The organism is Pseudothioclava alba (assembly GCF_033100795.1).
Taxonomy (GTDB): domain Bacteria; phylum Pseudomonadota; class Alphaproteobacteria; order Rhodobacterales; family Rhodobacteraceae; genus Pseudothioclava.
The window spans coordinates 1-18,874 of sequence record NZ_JAWLVI010000009.1 but is presented as its reverse complement, the minus strand read 5'-3'; the positions used below and the strand labels follow the sequence as shown (position 1 = coordinate 18,874).

Genomic DNA, 18,874 nt, shown 5'->3' with positions numbered 1-18,874 from the left:
CCCTGAACAGTGCAGAATACGCCCATGTCGAACGTCACGAACCTGAACAAGTTTCGCAAGGACCGCGCCCGTCAGGAGCGCCGGACCGAAGCCGATAGCAATGCGGTGAAATTCGGCCGCACGAAAGAGCAACGCGTTTTGGAAGAGACGCAGGAACGGCAGGCCCGCGAGCGGCTGGACCAGCACCTGCGGGATGCGCCCGAAACATGAGCCGACCGAAGAAGCATTCCCTGACACTGGGTGGTCACCGGACCTCTGTCTCGCTGGAGGATGAATTCTGGCAGGCGTTTCGTGAAATCGCGCGCGCGCAGGGCTGCGGCATCAACGAACTGGCCGCCGAAATTGACGCGGCGCGCGGGGTGGAGGCTGGCCTAGCGACCGCGATCCGTTTGCATGTGCTTGGGTATTACCGCGCGCGCGTGGCTAATTCCAAACCACCGCGCACGACATCCTCGCAATAGCGCGCCAGCTCTTTGCGGGACGGAAAGGCGCTGACATCCACCGGATCGTGAAAGCGGATTTCCACCGCTCCGTGACGCGGGGCGGCCAGAATTTGCACAAGGTTTACGCCAAAGCTCATATCTGCCCACCAGCCGTAAAAGCGCGGATCTTCGCCTTTGGGCGCCATATAGATCACGCTCACCGGCTGGATCTGCATCACCTTATCCAGCCCGTGCGTAAAGAACGGCTGGAACAGCGGCGTCTTGAAGGGCAGCACGCGGCGCGAGTCGGTCGAGGTGCCTTCGGGGAAGAACAGCAGATGGTGGCCCGCGCGGATACGCTCTCCCATCATGGCCTGCTGGATGCGGGCCTGTTTCGGATCGCGGTCAATGAACAGCGTGCCAGTCGCGCGCGCCAGCCAGCCAATGCCGGGCCAGCCCGCCACCTCGGATTTTGAGACAAAATAGACCCGCTGGCAGGCATTAAGCGCGAATATGTCAATCCACGAGGAATGGTTCGCGACCACTGCGCCGATATGCTCCATCGGCTTGCCGCTGACCTTATAGCCGATGCCAAGGATAGGCATCGCCGCACGGCAGACCACCTGCGTCAGGCGTGCGGTCCAGGGGCGCTGAACCCCGTGCAGAGGGCGTTCCAACAGGCGCATGGCCAGATAGAACCCAAGCCCGCCAAATACCACCACTCCGAGGATGGCGCCGCGCGGAGCGGCCCGCAGCCAGCCGCGTGGGCCGATCGGTTTTGCTTCGGGCTGAGGCTCATCACCGTTCCAGGTTACCATCAATCCCGCCCCTCAGTCTCTTTGCCCTCGACACGGCGCGTGTAGAAACTGCGGTGTTTCTGGCTCATGGCCTGCGTATCCATCAAAAGCAGCACATCGGTCGTGTTGAACGGGCGGTCGATAAACGCGCCTTCGCCGACGAATCCCCCTAGCCGCAGATAGGCTTTTATCAGATTGGGCATCCCCGCCATCGCGGCGCGGCGGTCCAATCCGGCCGCGGGCAAAAGATCCATCGGCTGGAAATGCTCGGCCCGCGCGCGAGCGCGCAACTCGGGAGGGGCCAGATGGTGATGGTGGAGCCACGCCAAGGGCTGACGCAATGCCCCGATGTCCGTGCCATGAAACGAGGCGACGCCGAACAGCAGTTCGATCTCGCGCCCCAGAATATAATCCGCCAGCCCGTTCCAGAGCATCAGCATCGCGGCGCCCCCGCGATGCTCGGGCAGAACGCAGGATCGCCCCAGCTCCAGCATCTTGCGGGCCGTCTTTTTAAGCGGCTCCAGGTCGTATTCACTATCGCAATAATAGCGCCCGAAAGCGGCGGCCCCTTCGGGTGGCAGCAGGCGATAGGCGCCGACCACATGCTCGCCCTCCGGACGGGTTCGGTCGATCAGCAGAAGATGGTCATACACGTCGTCGAATTCGTCGCGTTCAAGGCGTTCGGCATGATCGACCAGCGGCCCGTTACCGCCCAGTTCCTCGACGAATACCTCATAGCGAAGCCGCTGTGCTGCCCGTAAATCGGCCTCGCTGTGCGCAAGGCGGGTTTCGTAAACTATGTTCGGTTCGCTCATGTCCGGCCTTTATGCAAGGGCTGCCATCACAGTTATGCAGCCAAAACCGCGATTGCAACAGGAACGCTGCGCCGGGTCATTCGGGCTGTCGCGACGCCAAAGCAGGTCAGGCCGTCCCCCGCGCGAGGGATAGCTGGGTTCAATGACCCGGAACTTTGATAAAGTCGGGGCTTATCTGATCGAAAATGACATCAACCGCCCCAGGATGGTGCTTGCAATGCATCACCCTGGAGACTTCGATAGGTGTCTTCGCGCTCAATTTCTTGAGGCGCGCCTTTCCAACCCTCTGACAACGCTGGAATGTTTCCAGAGTCGTCAGGGGCTGAAAATGTGCGCCTGACTTATTCAGCCGGAACCGCGCTGGCTTCGTCACTCAGCGGATGCGGAAGATGGATCAGCATCTCTTTCGGGCAGACCTGCAGGAAGTTGGCTTTCTCGGCCTCCCAGTGCTGCAGGATCTCGGCGGCTTTGCGCGAGCCGGTTTCGGCGGCATGACGCTCGATCAGGGTTTTCAGCTGATGCTCCCAATGCGCATGGCCAAGGCCACAGGTCACAAGGCTTTCGAGGTTCATAAAGTCCTCGGCAACGCCTTCGGGATCATAAAGATAGGCCATGCCACCCGTCATACCGGCACCGAAGTTCGGCCCGATCGACCCAAGGATCACCGCAACACCACCGGTCATGTATTCACACCCGTTGGAACCACAGCCCTCGACCACAACCTTCGCACCCGAGTTGCGAACGCCGAAACGCTCACCCGCGCGGCCAGCTGCGAACAGATAGCCGTCGGTCGCCCCATAAAGAACGGTGTTACCGATGATCGTGTTCTCGGAGGCCACCAGCGGCGAAGCCATCGGCGGGCGCACAACCACGGTGCCGCCGGACAGACCCTTGGCCACATAGTCGTTCGCGTCGCCCGACACCTCGATCTTCAGGCCCGGAGCCGCAAAAGCGCCAAGCGACTGACCGGCCGACCCCGTCAGCTTCACCGTCAGGTGGTCGGGCTGCAGCGCATTGCGCATCCCGAAGTTCTTGACGATGTGGCTGGATGCACGCGTCCCGATGGTCCGCAGCGTGTTCCGCACCGCATAGGAAAGCTGCATCTTCTCGCCATCCTCGAAGAAGCGCGCGCCATCGCGGATGATTTCCGCATCCAGCGTATCAGGCACATAGTTGCGCGGCTTCGAACGGTCGTAGACGATCTTGTCCCAACCATCGACGGTGATCAGCAGCGGGTTCAGATCGAGGTCGTCCAGGAAGGCAGACCCACGGCTGACCTGCGTCAGAAGGTCGGCGCGACCGATGATCTCGTCCATCGAACGGGCACCGATCGAGGCGAGGATCTCACGCACTTCCTGCGCGTAGAAGGTGATCAGGTTCACGACCTTATCGGCCGATCCCGTGAACTTCGCGCGCAGGGCCGGATCTTGCGTACACACGCCCACGGGGCAGGTGTTCGACTGGCACTGACGCACCATGATACAGCCCATCGCGATCAGCGCTGCGGTGCCGATGCCGTATTCCTCGGCCCCCATCATCGCCGCCATGACAATATCGCGCCCCGTGCGCAGACCGCCATCGGTGCGCAGCGTGACCCGCTCGCGCAGGTTGTTCATCGCAAGCACCTGATGCGCCTCGGTCAGGCCCATCTCCCACGGAAGACCGGCATATTTGATCGAGGTTGCGGGGCTTGCGCCCGTGCCGCCGTTATGGCCCGAAATCAGGATCACGTCGGCCTTGGCCTTGGCCACACCAGCCGCAATCGTGCCAACACCCGACGAGGCCACAAGCTTCACCGTCACCTTACAGCGCGGGTTGATCTGCTTGAGGTCGTAGATCAGCTGCGCGAGGTCTTCGATCGAGTAGATGTCGTGGTGCGGCGGCGGCGAGATCAGCGTGACGCCTTTGGTCGAGTGACGCAGGCGCGCAATCAGGTCGGTGACCTTCATGCCCGGAAGCTGGCCACCCTCGCCAGGCTTGGCACCTTGGGCGACCTTGATCTCAAGCTCTTCGCAGTGGTTGAGGTATTCGGCAGTCACACCGAAACGACCCGACGCCACCTGCTTGATCTTGGCCGACGGGTTGTCGCCGTTCGGTTCGGGCACAAAGTGCGCCGGATCTTCACCGCCCTCACCCGAGTCCGACTTGGCGCCGATCCGGTTCATCGCGACGTTCAGCAGTTTGTGCGCCTCGGGCGACAGAGCCCCCAGCGACATCCCCGGCGTGACGAAACGCTTACGGATCGAGGTGATCGATTCCACCTCTTCGATCGGGATCGACTTACCCAGCGTCTTGATGTCCAGAAGGTCACGGATATGGATCGGCGGGTTCGCCCGCATCAGCGAGGAATACTGCTTCCACAGATCATAGGACGCGCGGTTACAAGCCTGCTGCAAGAGGTGCATCGTCTGCGCGCCCCAAGCGTGGCTCTCGCCCGAACGACGCGCCTTGTAGAAGCCGCCAATCGGCAGGACTTCCTGGCCCATTTCCCAGCCCTTCTGGTGAATCTCTTCCAGCTTGTGCTGGATACCATGCAGGCCGATCCCCGAAATACGCGAATGCATACCGGGGAAATACTCGGCAACCATCGCGCGCGACAGACCTACAGCTTCAAAGTTCAGACCACCGCGGTAGGACGAGATCACTGAGATCCCCATCTTCGCCATGATCTTCAGAAGACCCGCGTCAATCGCATCGCGATAACGGCGCATGTTGTCCAGAAGCGAGCCTTCCAGAAGGCCGCGCTCGATCCGGTCGGCGATGGTGTCTTGCGCCAGATAGGCGTTGACCGTCGTCGCACCGGCACCGATCAGAACCGCGAAATAGTGCGGGTCGATGCATTCCGCCGAACGCACGTTGATCGAACAGAAGGTGCGAAGCCCCTTCTTGGTCAGCCACGAATGCACCGCCGATGTTGCAAGGATCATCGGCATCGCGATTTTTTCGGCGTTCTGGCCTTCGTCGGTCAGAACAAGGTGCATCGCGCCCGAACGCACAGCATCTTCGGCCTCGTTGCGGATGCGGGTCAGTGCATCACGCAGGGCGTCCTGATCGGCGCCCACGGCGAAGGTGCAGTCGATCTCGGCGACTTCGGTGCCGAAATGCTTGCGCAGCGATTCAAACTCGCCATTCGCCACAAAGGGGCTTTCCAGAACCAGAATTTCGGTCTGCGAGCTGTCTTCGTCGAGCACGTTCTTCAGGTTGCCGAAGCGCGTCTTCAGGCTCATCACGCGGGTTTCGCGCAGGCTGTCGATCGGCGGGTTCGTCACCTGAGAGAAGTTCTGACGGAAGAAATGCGACAGCGGGCGATACTGCTTGGACAGAACCGCAGGCGGCGTATCGTCGCCCATCGAGGCAATCGCCTCTTTTCCGTCTTCGGCCATCGGCGCGAGGATCTGCTCGATTTCTTCGATCGAGTAGCCCGCAGCAACCTGACGGCGGCGCAGATCAGCCCCCGAGAAGAGCGCCGTTTCCGGCACTTCCTTCAGCATTGTGTTCAGATCGACAACCTTCTCGATCCATTCACCGAACGGCTGGCTGGACGCCAGACGGTTCTTGATCGCGGCGTCGTGGTATAGCTTGCCCTCTTTCATATCGACAGCAATCAGCTGCCCCGGGCCAAGCGCGCCCTTCTCAACCACCGACGCTTCATCGGTCGGCACCATGCCAACCTCAGAGCCCGCGATCAGCATACGGTCGCCGGTCACAACGTAACGCAGCGGGCGCAGGCCGTTACGGTCCAGGCCGCCACAAACCCAGCGACCATCGGTCATTGCCAGAGCTGCGGGGCCGTCCCACGGCTCCATCACGGCGTTGCAATAGGCATACATATCCTGCCACGCCTGCGGCATCTTATCCGAATGCGAATAGGCCTCGGGGACCAGCATCGTCTTGGTCATCGGCGCCGAACGGCCAGACCGCACCATCACCTCGAAAACGGCGTCAAACGCGCCCGAATCCGATGCGCCCGCCGGAATGATCGGCTTGATGTCCTCTGCCATGTCGCCAAAGGTCGAGCTGGCCATACGGATTTCGTGCGACTTCATCCAGTTGATGTTGCCCTTGATCGTGTTGATCTCGCCGTTGTGGGCCAACATGCGGAAGGGCTGCGCCAGCCACCATTCGGGGAAGGTGTTGGTCGAATAGCGCTGGTGGTAAATCGCAAAGGCGCTCTCGAAGCGGTCGTCTTTCAGGTCGGGATAGAATTCCGCAACCTGCTCGGCCAGCATCATGCCTTTGTAGATGATCGAGCGGCACGACAGCGAGCAGATATACAGCCCCTTCACCTGCGCGGCGATCGCGGCTTTCTCGATCCGGCGGCGGATGATGTAAAGCTCGCGTTCGAACTGGTCGTCGTCGATGTCCTTGTCACAGCGGATCAGGATTTGCTCGATCTCGGGGCGGGTGGCGTTTGCCTTGTCGCCCAGAACCTCGGTGTTCACCGGAACGTGGCGCCAGCCATAGATATAGTGCCCCATACGCAGCACTTCGGATTCGATGATCGTGCGGCAACGTTCCTGAGCACCGAAATCGGTGCGCGGCAGAAAGACCTGACCAACGGCAATCAGCTTGGTCTCATGCGGCTCGTGGCCGGTGCGGCGCACCTGATCGTAGAAGAAGGGAACCGGAATTTGCACATGAATGCCAGCGCCATCACCGGTCTTGCCATCCGCATCCACAGCGCCACGGTGCCAAATGGCCTTAAGTGCGTCGATGCCGTTTTCAACGACCTTGCGGCTGGCTTTACCGTCCAAAGACACAACCAGACCGACCCCGCACGAGGCCTTCTCGTCGTCCGCCTTATAGAGCGAATGCTCGGCCATAAACTGGCGCTTTGCCTCCTCGGCGGCCACCCAGGCGTCATCATATTTGGTCATCATTGTGCCTCCTCGAAGAGTGCGAAGTCGTAGGTATTTCTGATCTGTTTTCAAACTGCGCGCGGATCAACCCGCCCGCGTTGTGCACCGCCTGGCGGGCAACCGCGGGGCGCCCCTCAAGCGAGGTTGTCACGATCGGCTCAAGCTGCCCCTTGTCATGTAAGGAACGCGCAAGGGAATGCCCCTGATCGGGGAAGATATAGTGATGATAGCCCGCATCCGTCGGAAAGCGCTGTGCGTGCATCTGCTCGTCCGCGCTACCGCCATTCAGCAGTGTCACCACCGTATTGCGGTCGCGCAGGTCGGGCGCCTGCGGATAACGCCAGTCCGCGATCTTGTCGCGGAAGAACTTCCAGCGCCATTCGTCGGGCATAATGTCGGGATGGACGGAGAATTGCGGACCAATCGCGACCACCGCCTCGACCTCGGTCTCGGCTGCCAGAACCATCGCGGCAAAACCACCCATCGAGTTTCCGACCGCCACAAGCGAAGTGATTCCCAATTCGTCGGTAATATCCTCGATGGTTTCCAGAACTTGCTCGACGATTCCCGGCCCGTTCATCCAGCTACGGCTTTGATCCGAGACATAAAGAACGTTGTTCGCGCCATTCCCGTGCGCCACCCGCGGGAGTTCGACCGGCGGCATCTGGTGGCGTTTGGTGCCCACCCCCGCGAACGAGACAACCAGCCGCGACGAGGTGCCGGGCGTGAAGTGCATCGCCAGCGGCGCCTCGGAGGGCAGCGGGTTAATTTTCAGATCGGGGCGCGCATCTGCGTTCATGACGCCCCCCTTTCCATCAGGTCGCCGGTCATCAGCATATCGCAGCCGAATTTCGGCTCGGCTGCGCCAAAGTCGGCATCGCCGGGAAACGCAAAGGTGACGGGCGTATCGGATGTGTCGAAGGTCTCGCCCTGTGCGTTCTCGAACCGCTCGGAATCGCCAAAGAAAATCCGCTGGTCGTGCGAGATATACTGGCTACCCTCGCGCCGCGACATAAACTGCCCGTCGGCGTCGTAAGACGTCACCTCGAAGGTGCAGCGCTCCAGCACGACACCATCAATCGAGACCTGCTCACCCGTCAGGCGGTCGATACCGACATAGCGGCGGGCATCGCCGAAATTGTTACGCGTGACGAAATCATAATCATCCGCGCCCGTCGCCAGCAGCGCGTCGAACGACGCATGATCGGCCGAACCAGCCAGATCAAGCCGGTCGATCTCGCCGCTCTCAAGGCTGACGCTCTCGATCCAGCGGGTCTGGTGGTCGATCTGCGAGAGGAAGAACTCGCCCTCGCCATCGGCATAGGAAATCCAGCGGTCCCCTTCTGCGCCCGTGCAGGTATAGACATTCGCCACCTGACACGACCGCATCTGCACCGTCATTTGCAGATCGCACCCTGCGGGCGGCGTGAACGGACCGGCGGCATGGCCGGGCAGGGGGATCAATATCCCCCCGATCAATGCCAGACCTGCCGCTTGCATGTTCACTGTCGTGCCCTACTGTTCAGAGGAGTCAGCCACCTGACCCGACCGGATTACTCGGCCGCGACTTTCGCAGCCGCATCGAGATACTTGATGATCGAAGCTCCTGCTTCGCGCCCGTCACGGATTGCCCAGACCACAAGGCTGGCGCCGCGCACGATGTCGCCCACAGCGTAAACGCCGGGGATCGAGGTCTCGTGCGTGCCGAATTTGGCTTTGATCGTATTCCAGCGCGTAGTTTCCAGATCGTCCACGCCCCATTGCTCGGGCAGGTCTTCGGGTTCAAAGCCAAGTGCCTTGATCACAAGGTCCACCGGCTCTTCGTAAAGGCCACCTTCGATCGGCTCGGGGCTTTGGCGGCCCGAAGCGTCGGGTGCACCAAGGCGCATCTTCTGGATCGTCATCGACGACACCGGATTGCCGGCAAAGCTGCTTGGCGCGGCCATCCAGACGAATTCCGCGCCTTCCTCCTCGGCGTTTTGCACTTCGCGCTGCGAACCGGGCATGTTGGCGCGGTCGCGACGATACAGGCACTTCACCGAGGTCGCGCCCTGACGCAAGGCAGTGCGCACGCAGTCCATTGCGGTGTCGCCACCGCCGATGACCACAACGCGCTTGCCTGCCGCGTTCATCGTGCCGTCTTCGAATTCGGCCACGTCATCCCCGAAGGACAGCTTGTTCGAAACGGTCAAATAGTCGATTGCACGCTCGATGCCTGCCGCATCGGCACCCGGATCACGCAGATCGCGCGTCTTGTAAACGCCTGTCGCAATCAGCACGGCGTCATGCTTGCCGCGGATAGCATCAAAGGAAATATCGGTGCCGACATTGCAGTTCAACACGAACTCGACGCCCGATGCCTCAAGCTGCTTGACGCGCTGCATGACGACGTCTTTCTCAAGCTTGAAACCCGGAATACCGTAGGTCAGCAGGCCGCCAGCGCGGTCGTAACGATCATAAACGGTCACCTGAACGCCCGCACGACGCAGCGCATCCGCCGCAGCCAGACCACCCGGGCCAGCGCCGATGATGCCAACGCTTTCTGTGCGTTCGGTCGAGGGTTTAACCGGTTTCACCCAGCCCATGTCCCAAGCGGTGTCAGTGAGGTATTTCTCGACTGCGCCGATGGTCACGGTGCCGTGGCCCGACTGTTCGATCACGCAGTTACCTTCGCACAGACGGTCCTGCGGGCAAATGCGGCCGCAGATTTCGGGGAAGGAGTTGGTCGACTGGCTCAGCTCGTATGCCTCTTGCAAGCGGCCCTCGGCGGTCAGACGCAGCCAATCGGGGATATTGTTGTGCAGCGGGCAATGCGAATGGCAGTAGGGCACACCGCACTGCGAGCAGCGCGAGGCTTGCTCGGCCGCTTTCGCATCCGCGAATTCGCGGTAAATCTCGTCGAAATCCTGAGTGCGCACGGTCGCGTCACGCTTCTCCGGCATCTCTTTTGCCGTCGTGACGAACTTCAGCATGCGTTGCTTGGCCATGGCTGCGCCTCCCAGTGAAAAACTAAGCGCGCAACCTCTACACCCGGTTCCGGGAAATTAAAAGTCAATAATAATGACCTAAATCGCTGTTTTTGATCGCCGTGGACTTTTGCGAGGTGGATTTCTTGCGATTTTAGGTCAGCATAGCTTCCATTTATGTCAGTAACCCGCAGCAATCGCCAGCAGCACAAGGGTTCCAAGAATGATTCGCCACCAGCCGAACAGGCCATATCCATGGCGACTTACAAAGCTCAGCAACCCGCGCACAATAAACACCGCCGAGACGAACGCCGCGACAAACCCAATGCCGATCAAACCAAGATCATCGGAATTCAGAGCGTCACGATTCTTGTAAAGATCATAAGCGAAAGCCCCAGCCATCGTCGGCATCGACAAGAAAAAGCTGAACTCTGCCGCCGCACGCTTGGACACCCCCATCAGCATCGCGCCCACAATCGTCGCACCCGAGCGCGAAGTGCCAGGGATCATCGCGAGACACTGAATCACCCCGATCTTGAACGCGGTCGCAAGCGGCAGCTTCGTCGCATCGTTGTGACGCACCTCGAGCTTCCAGCGGTCAACAAACAGCAGCACGACACCACCAAGGATCAGCATCACCGCAATCAGAACCGGCGTCTCAAAAAGCACCCGCTTGATGAAGTCATGCGCCAGAACGCCAATCACCACGGCAGGCAGAAACGCAATCAGAACCGAACCGATAAACCGCCGCGCTTGCGGGTCGCGCGGCGCAGCCACGAATGTTTCGATCAGCAGCTTGGCGTAAACCCCGAAAATCGCCAGAATCGCACCAAGCTGGATTAGCACCTCGAAGGCGCGGCCCGTGCTTTGGAAGCCAAAAAAATGACCGGCCAACAAAACGTGGCCGGTCGATGATACCGGAAGAAACTCGGTCAGACCTTCAAGCAGACCAAGCAGCCCCGCAATAATCGTATCGTTCATTACGAAGGCTTGCGCAGGTTCTTCGCAGATGCGCGCAGCGCCTCATACTGCCCGTTCGGACGGAAGCGCCACAGGTAATCGGGCAGAACAGTCGCCGCCGGAACCGGCTTGATCCCCAGATCGGCAAAGCCCTTAGCGCCCTCGGCAACCACGTTATCATTAGCAAGATTCTTGACCTGATCGCGGGTAAGGATCTTGTTCACGATCAAGCTGCCGGTCGCAGCCTGCACGAGATCGAGAACGCCGCCGATAAGCGCGCCAACACCGAACGGCAGGTTCAGAACAAGGCGGCGGCGGTTCGTCACCTCAAGCATTTTACCCATCAGACCGCGGAATGTTTCGACATCCGGACCGCCGAGTTCATAGGTGCCGCTCGCCTTGCCGAGCACGGCAACCTCTGCCGCCTGCGCCACATCATCAACCCAGACGGGCTGGAACCGGCTATTGCCACCGACGATCGGCAGCACCGGCGTGTAGCGCGCCATCGCGGCGAATTTATTGAAAAAGCCGTCCTCAGTGCCAAAAATCACCGACGGACGCAGGATGACAGCCGAGGGGAAGGACGCCAGCACGGCGGCTTCGCCTTCGGCCTTGGTGCGGGCGTATGCACTTTGCGCCATCGCATCAGCGCCAATTGCAGAGATATGGATAAGATGATCTACGCCCTGCTCAGCAGCGATACGGGCAATGCGGCCGGCGCCCTCGACCTGAACGGCCTCGAACTTATTCTTGCCGCAGGTCACAAGGATACCGACGCAGTTCACCACCGCATCCGCGCCAGCCATCGCGGCCCGCACACTGGCGTCGTCGCGAATGTTGCACAGGACGGGTTCGACCTGACCCACGGCACCGTAGGGCTTCACGAAAAGCGCTTCATTGGGGCGACGCACAGCGACTCGCACCCGCCAGCCCTGCTTTGCCATACGACGCGCGATATAGCGCCCGACAAACCCCGACCCGCCGTAAATCGTGACCAGCTTCGACATCGCCTTCGGCCTTTCATTCTGCAAAATCCGCACTCTGATTAGCGCCATGACCCTTGCAGAACAAGGGCAAAGGCCCGGTGTTGAAAGAAAGACGCGAAAAACTTTCAAACACCCGTTGACACTCTGCACGACCAAGGATATTTCGCGCTCCACGACACCTGCCCAGGTGGCGGAATTGGTAGACGCGCACGGTTCAGGTCCGTGTGCCGCAAGGCGTGGAGGTTCGAGTCCTCTCCTGGGCACCAAGACTTCGGTCTTAAGTGAAAGAAACCCAAGCCTAGCTTGGGTTTTTTCATTTCCGGGGACCAGTTTTGGGACCACTTCCGGGACCACTTCGTCAGGTTTGGGATGTGAAACGTCAGGTTCGGACGGTCGATTCTGCTTGCCTGCGGTCATGCTCGGGGGAATGGTTTCCCCATGGATGATCCGATGCCCAAACTCCCCCGCTATGTCTTTCGCCGTGCCAACGGATCGTTCCGCTACAAGCGCAATATCCCAAAAACGTTACGAGGGGTGTTCGGCAAGGACACGCTCTATCGTCAGTTGGGGAAGACCTATGACGAAGCAATCCTGAACCTGCCAAGGGTGCATCAGGAGGTCGAGGCGCTGTTCCGGTATGAGGCGATGGTGCATCCGGGCGAGAAGGCGGCAGCTCTGATTCGGACCCATCTGGGTGAGGTTTGGGTGCGGGCGGCAGAGGAGGGCAAGGTCGGGCAGGAAGCGGATACCTTGCCACAGGATGACTACATGGACTTAGCTGAGGAGCTGGAGGGGACGGTTCCGCCAGAGGTTCTGCGTCGTGTGCGGGGTGGCTATATCGACAAGCCCGCCATGACGCTGGAGCGAATCTTCGCGATTTACCTGAAAGACAAGGCACTTGCCCCGAAGGCACGGCATGACTTGGAATTGCGGATCGAGCGGATACGGAAACAGGTGGTGGCCTGCCTTGGCCCTTCGTTCTGGACCTACACGGCGCTGGGCAACATCCGGCGGCGGGATGCCTCTGCCTTGAGGGATAGTATGCTGCAGGGGATGGCCCCGAACTCGGTGGCGCGCACCCTCAACATCCTGAAGGCGGCTATTAACCATGTCATTCGGGAAGAAGAGCTGGATGAGAAGAACCCCTTCGTGGCGCTCAAGATCGAAGGTGCCGGGGCCTCGAAGACAGATCGCCTGCCCTTGAGTGAAGAGGATATGGCGGCCTTGGATAAGACCTTCGACACCAATCCAATTGCCCGGGCCTTGTTCATTACCCTCGCCGATACCGGGGCGCGTCTGGCTGAGATCACAGGGCTACAGGTGAAGGACATAGATGTGGAGGGGGCCACCCTAGAGATCCGGGCCAATGGCCTGCGCAGGCTCAAGACCCGAAACAGTGAGAGGACCATTCCCCTCAGTCCCCGAGCACTGGCGTGCCTTGCACCATTCCTCGAAGGGCAAGATCCCGGGGCACCGATCTTCGAGCGCTATAGCGGCCCCCGTGGCAATGACACCGCCTCGGCCATGCTAATGGGGCGGCTCCGGTCTCAGATCACCGACAAGAAGAAAACCATCCATTCCTTGCGGCATCGGATGAAGGACAAGCTGCGGAACTCTGGCTGCCCGGAACACCTCTCGATGGCCATCATGGGGCACTCTACCAATTCAATCGCTGCTAACTATGGCTCAGGCTATGCCATCACCGTTATGAAGGACGCGCTCGAGAAGGTCTGGCAGGGCTAAGGTTCCCTGCGCGGAACACCTGCCCAAGCCCCGATCCGGGGACACCACTTAACATCCCCTTCCCCGATCCTAAGGTGGTTCCCAAAATAGCGCCGCCTAATGATGATATGTCTACTTACTGACTTTCTATCATTTAAAAACCAACAGAGGGATGTGGGCACCCCATACCCTTATATATTATATATTACGTATTATTCATTAAGTATTATCAGTTACTTATTAGATATTACCCTTTCCGTATTCCCCATTATCAGGATCTCATTCATGACCAATTCATACATTCACCTCACCTTCTCCCCAGACACCCTCAAGGACTTCCAAGGCTACAACCTTCAGGCCTTCGCCTCAGGTCGGCTGAAGCTCTCCTTCCACACCACCACCCCCAAGCGGGTGGAGTATTATGCCGATGCCCCAAAGCGTGATCGGGAAGGCTATGCCCGCCAGAAGACCCGCTCCATCACCCTCTGTGCGGACCACTTCACCGCCATCGACCACCTTCTTGCCGCGCATGACGATGCCCGGGTCTTCCGCCTTCACTCTCTCGGCGACAACAACGCCACCGCCGATAACGCCCACGTTCTTGTCAGCTATCGCACCTCTACGATCTTCATGGTCCTGAATGGGTTGGTGCATGAGTGGCAGGTCGGAGCCGAGGTCATCGAGCCCCTTCTGCGTGGTAAGGGCCGACGCCAAGGCACCTCCAGCATCTTCAATGAGTATGCCCCCAGTTATGACCATGACTGGCAGCCGATCAGTTTCCGGGAGGAGGACTACCGTAAGGGGTTCCGCCAACATCAACCGCGCATCACCAAGCCAACACCCGGCAGTAGCTTCGAAGATGATTTTAACCTTTAAGGGCTTGGGGGGCTCGCGGCGTTCTTCCCAACTACCACCTCACCACTGCCCACCCACAATGATTATCGCGGAAGATTTGGTAAGCACCCAGCAATCAGTGGGCAATGAAGGTTGCATAAGCCTCGAAGTAGGATTGAATATTGGTTCTGCGTTCTTCGACATTCTACCCAAGGCATTGCATTCTCATGACCTCAGAAACTCCTTCCTCCCCACAGGCTGCCACTCCTGCCACAGATGACTTCGAGGTCGTTGAGATGGTCGTTCAGCCGGTCGCAACCGAGGGTGAGACGCTGCCCAAGGACGCCCCAACCAGCTCTGAGGCCGCCACCACCACCGAGACATCAGAACAATCACCTTCATCAACCGAAGATGCCACTCAGACCGAGAAGGCCGACAAGACGGTAAAATCGGGAGACAAGAACAGGCAGCCGCGCGAGGAAGCCCCCGAAGACGCGCCGCAATTCTGGCCTCCAGACCCACCAGATCACCTAGAACGGTGGGATGAAAACCTTAGCCAGCACATCGAGAAATTCGCCTACATACCCGGGCCCGACGAACCTGACTTCCATACGCTCTCAAACATCTTGCAGACCATTGCCCAGTGGTATGTCCGAAAAGACAGCCGATATTATGACGTGGAAGAGCCGGGGCCAGCCTTCTCACGCGATGACGTCGAGCGCCTTATCATTCAACGGATCAAGGAAGAGTTCCCGGGGGCAGACCTAAGCGAAGATGCCATCCGCCAGTTGTTGCAAGTGCTCATCAAGGACATCTTCGTGGACCCCCGGCGATCGATCCCGATCTGGTCAGGCTTGAGGCAATCCATGCCCGGCAATCCCAATCGCCTGACCTTCAAGCGGATGGCTGCGACCATCAACACCTGGCGCGAACCAAGTTATCGTCAGCTGAGCGGGGTCACCGCAAATTGGGGTCTCTTCGGCAAGTTCATGGAGACCACATTCCAGCGTCAAGATGAACGCGACATGCTAATCAACTGGCTCGCGTGGTGCTTGCAGAATGAAGATGATAAGCCCGGCTGGGCTCCGTTCCTGTTCTCGCTCGAAAAGGGCTCGGGCAAGAGCACCTTCGCCAAGGTGGCCGGGCTTCTCTTCGGTGAGCACAACTTTGCCACAGAAAATAACATCAACAAGCTCGTCTCCCGCTTCAATGCGCCCATACTCGAGAAGAAACTGGTGATCTGCGAGGAGCTCTACCTTCCACCCGGGTCTGACAAGGCCAATGCCATAAAGACCTTCATTACTGAGCGCCAAGCCGTCACGGAGCATAAGTTCAACGCTGTGCAGCAAGTAGATCAGGTTTGCTGCTTCATCTTCATTACTAACCACAAGCCAATCTGGCTCGAAGAAGGGGATCGGAGGTTTTACGTTGTCCATGTCGATCACGAGGGCCATCGCCTAGGCCCACAGGGGGCACAGTATGCCGCCTTGGTCGCGGACTTGCTGGAAGAACTCCGAGATCCGAGGGCGCTCGCCGCACTCTATGCAGCCATAATGGCTCACGCGCTTCCAAGTGACTTCAATGCCCACTCTCTTGATGTGAATGCCAAAGCCACTGCATTGATGCGTGAGCTTCAGGAAAGCAGCATCGATGTCAGCCGTAAAGGCGTAGAAGAATACCTCAACGCACAGAACGTGATCGCTGTTACCTTCAATGGGCTCAAGGATCTCGTTGAGCAGCGTCTCGGAACCAAGGTAACAGCACTAAAACACGTGTTGGCCGACCTTGGCTGGAGCAACAAGAACGCCAAATGGGGTAATTCTGATTACAGGCGCGTTATATGGCTACGACCCGGATATCAGTTGGTTGGAGACCGCATCAAGGGTCCGGGAAATTGGGAACTGGATACAGGACGAAGATCAGTCAAGAGCGCCCTCGACGAGGATGACATCTTCTTCAAGCGCCCCAATCTCTTCTCGGACCACTCAGATGATCGATTCTAACGCTGAACGGGCGCGCATTGTCGAACGACATGCAACCTACATCCGGGAACGCATGCAACTGCCAATCAGTGATCGTCAGTATCTCTGGTGGGATCACATCTTCCTAGAAAAGATGCCTGAAGCCCTTGAGCTCTACCATACCCTCATCTTCGATCGAGCGTCCTATACCAAGCGGGAATGCTTCGAGCTGGGGGACCTGCCTCGCGTGAAGGTCAGTTTCCAAGGCGTGAAACTGCGCGCCTATCGCTTCACTTATGCGGTTGCGACCGTCCTGCCGCTAAGCACGAAAGACATCATGCGTCACGAGTGCAACAACCCATACTGCATCAATCCGCGCCACCTCATGACAGGCGATCAACGAGAGAACTTCGGCGATTTGGTTGCGACACGTGCCTATGGAACGAGATGGAAACTCCTTAAAGGGTGGCACGACTGATAATTCTGTAGCTCCATCACCCTACCCCACCTTTCCACCCCCAGAATGCACCCTTTCTCTAGCTGCACCTTCTCCTCTGATCGCCCTCCGCCCTCCCCCGGAAACTGAGAAATCTCGGGCATCTATGATGGTACCAACCCATCATGGAGATCACAGATGATGACCCTGTTCTTGCTGCTCGCGCTTGCGGGTGGTGTGCTTCGCTTTGTGCTGACCGTCGTCTTGCGCCGACACTTCGGCCTCGTTCTGGCTGTGCCGCAGGTGCTGGCCTTGGCTCTGCTGGGCCTCGCCCTTCTGCCGGAGCCCCTGTCCCCTCTTCCTGTCTCGCTCCCCCTCGGCCTGATGCTCGGGCTCTTCTTGCCTGACCTCCTGTTCGGGAGGCTCTGACATGCAGGCATTGGAACTTCATACGGGCGCAATCGTGCTGATCTGCGCCTTCGATGACATTCCAGAGCACCTCTTCCAGATCGACGAGGTGTTCGAGGATTGCGTCACCGGCCAAGCCCTCACCGGCCCCTTCGCGGGCGAATACGGTGAGCCTGAGATTGAGATGATCCTGCGGGTCGTCTCCGAGGGCTAAGCGGCAGGGTTCTGGGCAATCCCAGCAACGCCCTGAACCTTATCCCCAATCTTCCCATTCATCGCCAAAGCGGGGCCGCTGCCCCGGAAAGGAGCCTCATGTCCACGGTCATGAGATATGCGCAGTTGCGCCATAATACGTGGGTCTATCGCCGGACCTACCCCCGAGACGTTCAGCCGATCTTGGGCACTGCCCTGAAGAAGTCCCTCAAGACCCCCGACGCGCGCGAAGCCAAGGCGCGGATCAGTGAGCTGAATGCCACCTTCACCCGGCTGGTGGCCGAAGTGCGGGCTTCCCGGTCCGCAGTCAGTTCCACCCCCTCGGGTGGGGTGCGCATCACCGTGCCCATGCCGCAGTATCGGCGGGTGCAGTTCCAAGGGGAGGCCTTGGTGAAGGCTCTGGCCTCTACCTACCTGCAAGAGCGGGCCAAGGCTTTGCGTCCCGGAAGCTATAAGGGGGTGCGCTATGGCATCGGCCTCTTTGTCGATCGCTTCGGGTCACGTCCCATTGGCTCCCTTGAGCGGGGGGATGGTCTGGCCTTCCTCCAGCTCCTCTCGGGGCTCATGCGCCAACCGCATGGGCAGGGCACTCTATCCCAGACAACGCAGGCGCATCTCTGGGGGGTTGCCCTGCGCTTCCTGACTTGGGCGGAACGACAGGGGCATCTGGGGGCCGCTCCCTTCGCAGGCGTTGAGGGGCCCAAGGTGGATCACCAAAGCTATGCGGTCCTCACCGATGACGAGGTCTGTCGCCTCTTGGCGGAGGGGTCATCTCTGCTCAGGCCTCTTCTGTTGCTCTGTCTGCTGACAGGTCTAAGGTCTGGCGAGGCACTGGTGCTTCGGGCTGAAGAGGTGGTGTCAAAGGGCAATCTCGGGCGGGTGCTCCGGGTGGTGCCCAATGACATCCGTGCGCTGAAGTCGAAGGCGGCAGAGCGCGAGGTGCCCGTCCATGAGCTGCTGGAGCGGCATCTCTTGCCGAGACTGCCTTCCTCAGGGCCTCTCTTCCCGCAGCTCTCTGTGGGCAAGGTCGTGAAGCTCTTCGCGGCAGATCGACAGCGGCTGAACCTCACGCGGGAAGGGCTGGTGTTCCACTCCACCCGAAAGTGGTTCGTCACCCAGTGTGAGCGCACAGGCGTCCCTGAGCACTTCACCGCCTCGCTGGTTGGGCATCAATCCGCCCGCTCGCAGAACCGCCTCACCTATGGGCTCTACTCTGCGGGGATCTCGCTCACCCAGAAGCGCGAGATCATAGACCAGATCAGGCTGCCTGCCGGAGTGGTGCTGTGATGGCCACTTCTCCCTCACATCCCCCTGTCCCCGACATCGACGCCTTCGAGGAACGCGCCGCCATTGCCGAATATGATGGTGGGCTTTTGTCCGTCGTCAGATAATTTGGGACAGTTGAGCGCGCTTTCGTTTGGAGGCTCTGGCTCATCCTTGATTGAGTTTATGCGTTTTCAGTTTGGTGGCGCAAGCGCCGCTTGAGCATGGTTTT

At 59.5% G+C, this 18,874-nt stretch carries 17 protein-coding genes and 1 tRNA gene; 10 read left to right on the top strand and 8 right to left on the bottom strand.

Features of this window, described 5'->3' with window-relative positions; genetic code table 11:
• The first annotated feature begins 9 nt into the window (after positions 1 to 9).
• A complete protein-coding gene (locus tag RYZ20_RS14715; protein ID WP_317674786.1) occupies positions 10 to 210 on the top strand; it encodes a DUF4169 family protein in 201 nt (66 codons plus the stop codon).
• Positions 207 to 461: a ribbon-helix-helix domain-containing protein gene (locus tag RYZ20_RS14710; RefSeq protein ID WP_317674784.1), complete on the top strand. Its 255-nt coding sequence runs from the start codon at positions 207 to 209 to the stop codon at positions 459 to 461. The genes RYZ20_RS14715 and RYZ20_RS14710 overlap by 4 nt, the downstream gene beginning before the upstream one ends.
• Here the strand turns inward: RYZ20_RS14710 and olsA are convergent.
• The 8 genes from olsA to RYZ20_RS14670 form a co-directional block, all read right to left on the bottom strand.
• Positions 407 to 1,240, bottom strand: a complete 834-nt coding sequence (gene olsA, locus RYZ20_RS14705; protein ID WP_317674782.1) for a lyso-ornithine lipid O-acyltransferase — start codon at positions 1,238 to 1,240, stop codon at positions 407 to 409. The two genes, RYZ20_RS14710 and olsA, sit on opposite strands and share 55 nt — an antisense overlap.
• Positions 1,240 to 2,034 carry an L-ornithine N(alpha)-acyltransferase gene (olsB, locus tag RYZ20_RS14700; RefSeq protein ID WP_317674780.1) on the bottom strand — a complete coding sequence of 265 codons (795 nt, stop codon included), beginning with the start codon at positions 2,032 to 2,034 and terminating at the stop codon, positions 1,240 to 1,242. The genes olsA and olsB overlap by 1 nt, the downstream gene beginning before the upstream one ends.
• Positions 2,035 to 2,375: 341 nt before the next feature.
• A complete protein-coding gene (gene gltB, locus RYZ20_RS14695) occupies positions 2,376 to 6,911 on the bottom strand; it encodes a glutamate synthase large subunit (protein WP_317674778.1) in 4,536 nt (1,511 codons plus the stop codon).
• Positions 6,898 to 7,692: an alpha/beta fold hydrolase gene (locus RYZ20_RS14690; protein WP_317674776.1), complete on the bottom strand. Its 795-nt coding sequence runs from the start codon at positions 7,690 to 7,692 to the stop codon at positions 6,898 to 6,900. Before RYZ20_RS14690 ends, gltB begins: the two co-directional genes overlap by 14 nt.
• Positions 7,689 to 8,393: a hypothetical protein gene (locus RYZ20_RS14685; RefSeq protein ID WP_317674857.1), complete on the bottom strand. Its 705-nt coding sequence runs from the start codon at positions 8,391 to 8,393 to the stop codon at positions 7,689 to 7,691. The genes RYZ20_RS14690 and RYZ20_RS14685 overlap by 4 nt, the downstream gene beginning before the upstream one ends.
• Before the next feature lie 53 nt (positions 8,394 to 8,446).
• On the bottom strand, positions 8,447 to 9,880 hold the full coding sequence (locus RYZ20_RS14680; protein ID WP_317674774.1) for an NAD(P)-dependent oxidoreductase: 1,434 nt from the start codon (positions 9,878 to 9,880) through the stop codon (positions 8,447 to 8,449).
• 159 nt (positions 9,881 to 10,039) lie between these two features.
• Entirely contained in the window at positions 10,040 to 10,840 is an 801-nt protein-coding gene (locus tag RYZ20_RS14675; RefSeq protein WP_317674772.1) for an undecaprenyl-diphosphate phosphatase, read from the bottom strand.
• A complete protein-coding gene (locus RYZ20_RS14670; protein ID WP_317674770.1) occupies positions 10,840 to 11,826 on the bottom strand; it encodes a complex I NDUFA9 subunit family protein in 987 nt (328 codons plus the stop codon). Before RYZ20_RS14670 ends, RYZ20_RS14675 begins: the two co-directional genes overlap by 1 nt.
• 160 nt (positions 11,827 to 11,986) lie before the next feature.
• Between RYZ20_RS14670 and RYZ20_RS14665 the strand changes: the two genes are divergently transcribed.
• The 8 genes from RYZ20_RS14665 to RYZ20_RS14630 all read left to right on the top strand — a co-directional run bounded on the left by RYZ20_RS14665 (position 11,987) and on the right by RYZ20_RS14630 (position 18,666).
• Positions 11,987 to 12,071: transfer RNA gene (locus RYZ20_RS14665), tRNA-Leu, on the top strand.
• 172 nt (positions 12,072 to 12,243) lie between these two features.
• A complete protein-coding gene (locus RYZ20_RS14660) occupies positions 12,244 to 13,548 on the top strand; it encodes a tyrosine-type recombinase/integrase (protein WP_317674768.1) in 1,305 nt (434 codons plus the stop codon).
• Between the two features lie 264 nt (positions 13,549 to 13,812).
• Entirely contained in the window at positions 13,813 to 14,403 is a 591-nt protein-coding gene (locus RYZ20_RS14655; RefSeq protein WP_317674766.1) for a hypothetical protein, read from the top strand.
• A gap of 185 nt (positions 14,404 to 14,588) precedes the next feature.
• Positions 14,589 to 16,364 carry a primase-helicase family protein gene (locus RYZ20_RS14650; protein WP_317674764.1) on the top strand — a complete coding sequence of 592 codons (1,776 nt, stop codon included), beginning with the start codon at positions 14,589 to 14,591 and terminating at the stop codon, positions 16,362 to 16,364.
• The gene (locus tag RYZ20_RS14645) at positions 16,351 to 16,800 is read left to right on the top strand and encodes a hypothetical protein (RefSeq protein ID WP_317674762.1); all 450 of its coding nucleotides are present in this window, start codon (positions 16,351 to 16,353) and stop codon (positions 16,798 to 16,800) included. Before RYZ20_RS14650 ends, RYZ20_RS14645 begins: the two co-directional genes overlap by 14 nt.
• 156 nt (positions 16,801 to 16,956) lie before the next feature.
• Positions 16,957 to 17,187 (top strand): hypothetical protein, encoded by a 231-nt coding sequence (locus RYZ20_RS14640; protein WP_317674760.1) that lies wholly within the window; start codon positions 16,957 to 16,959, stop codon positions 17,185 to 17,187.
• A gap of 1 nt (position 17,188) precedes the next feature.
• Positions 17,189 to 17,380, top strand: coding sequence for a hypothetical protein (locus RYZ20_RS14635; RefSeq protein ID WP_317674758.1), 192 nt, complete (start codon positions 17,189 to 17,191; stop codon positions 17,378 to 17,380).
• Positions 17,381 to 17,478: 98 nt separating this feature from the next.
• On the top strand, positions 17,479 to 18,666 hold the full coding sequence (locus tag RYZ20_RS14630) for a DUF6538 domain-containing protein (RefSeq protein WP_317674756.1): 1,188 nt from the start codon (positions 17,479 to 17,481) through the stop codon (positions 18,664 to 18,666).
• Positions 18,667 to 18,874: the final 208 nt, after the last annotated feature.

Bases quoted from the DNA above. Each gene is read 5' to 3' on its own strand.
- RYZ20_RS14710 (WP_317674784.1), top strand. From the start codon at position 207: ATGAGCCGACCGAAGAAGCATTCCCTGACACTGGGTGGTCACCGGACC.
- olsA (WP_317674782.1), bottom strand. From the start codon at position 1,240: ATGGTAACCTGGAACGGTGATGAGCCTCAGCCCGAAGCAAAACCGATC.
- olsB (WP_317674780.1), bottom strand. From the start codon at position 2,034: ATGAGCGAACCGAACATAGTTTACGAAACCCGCCTTGCGCACAGCGAG.
- gltB (WP_317674778.1), bottom strand. From the start codon at position 6,911: ATGACCAAATATGATGACGCCTGGGTGGCCGCCGAGGAGGCAAAGCGC.
- RYZ20_RS14690 (WP_317674776.1), bottom strand. From the start codon at position 7,692: ATGAACGCAGATGCGCGCCCCGATCTGAAAATTAACCCGCTGCCCTCC.
- RYZ20_RS14685 (WP_317674857.1), bottom strand. From the start codon at position 8,393: ATGCAAGCGGCAGGTCTGGCATTGATCGGGGGGATATTGATCCCCCTG.
- RYZ20_RS14680 (WP_317674774.1), bottom strand. From the start codon at position 9,880: ATGGCCAAGCAACGCATGCTGAAGTTCGTCACGACGGCAAAAGAGATG.
- RYZ20_RS14675 (WP_317674772.1), bottom strand. From the start codon at position 10,840: ATGAACGATACGATTATTGCGGGGCTGCTTGGTCTGCTTGAAGGTCTG.
- RYZ20_RS14670 (WP_317674770.1), bottom strand. From the start codon at position 11,826: ATGTCGAAGCTGGTCACGATTTACGGCGGGTCGGGGTTTGTCGGGCGC.
- RYZ20_RS14660 (WP_317674768.1), top strand. From the start codon at position 12,244: ATGGATGATCCGATGCCCAAACTCCCCCGCTATGTCTTTCGCCGTGCC.
- RYZ20_RS14655 (WP_317674766.1), top strand. From the start codon at position 13,813: ATGACCAATTCATACATTCACCTCACCTTCTCCCCAGACACCCTCAAG.
- RYZ20_RS14650 (WP_317674764.1), top strand. From the start codon at position 14,589: ATGACCTCAGAAACTCCTTCCTCCCCACAGGCTGCCACTCCTGCCACA.
- RYZ20_RS14645 (WP_317674762.1), top strand. From the start codon at position 16,351: ATGATCGATTCTAACGCTGAACGGGCGCGCATTGTCGAACGACATGCA.
- RYZ20_RS14640 (WP_317674760.1), top strand. From the start codon at position 16,957: ATGATGACCCTGTTCTTGCTGCTCGCGCTTGCGGGTGGTGTGCTTCGC.
- RYZ20_RS14635 (WP_317674758.1), top strand. From the start codon at position 17,189: ATGCAGGCATTGGAACTTCATACGGGCGCAATCGTGCTGATCTGCGCC.
- RYZ20_RS14630 (WP_317674756.1), top strand. From the start codon at position 17,479: ATGTCCACGGTCATGAGATATGCGCAGTTGCGCCATAATACGTGGGTC.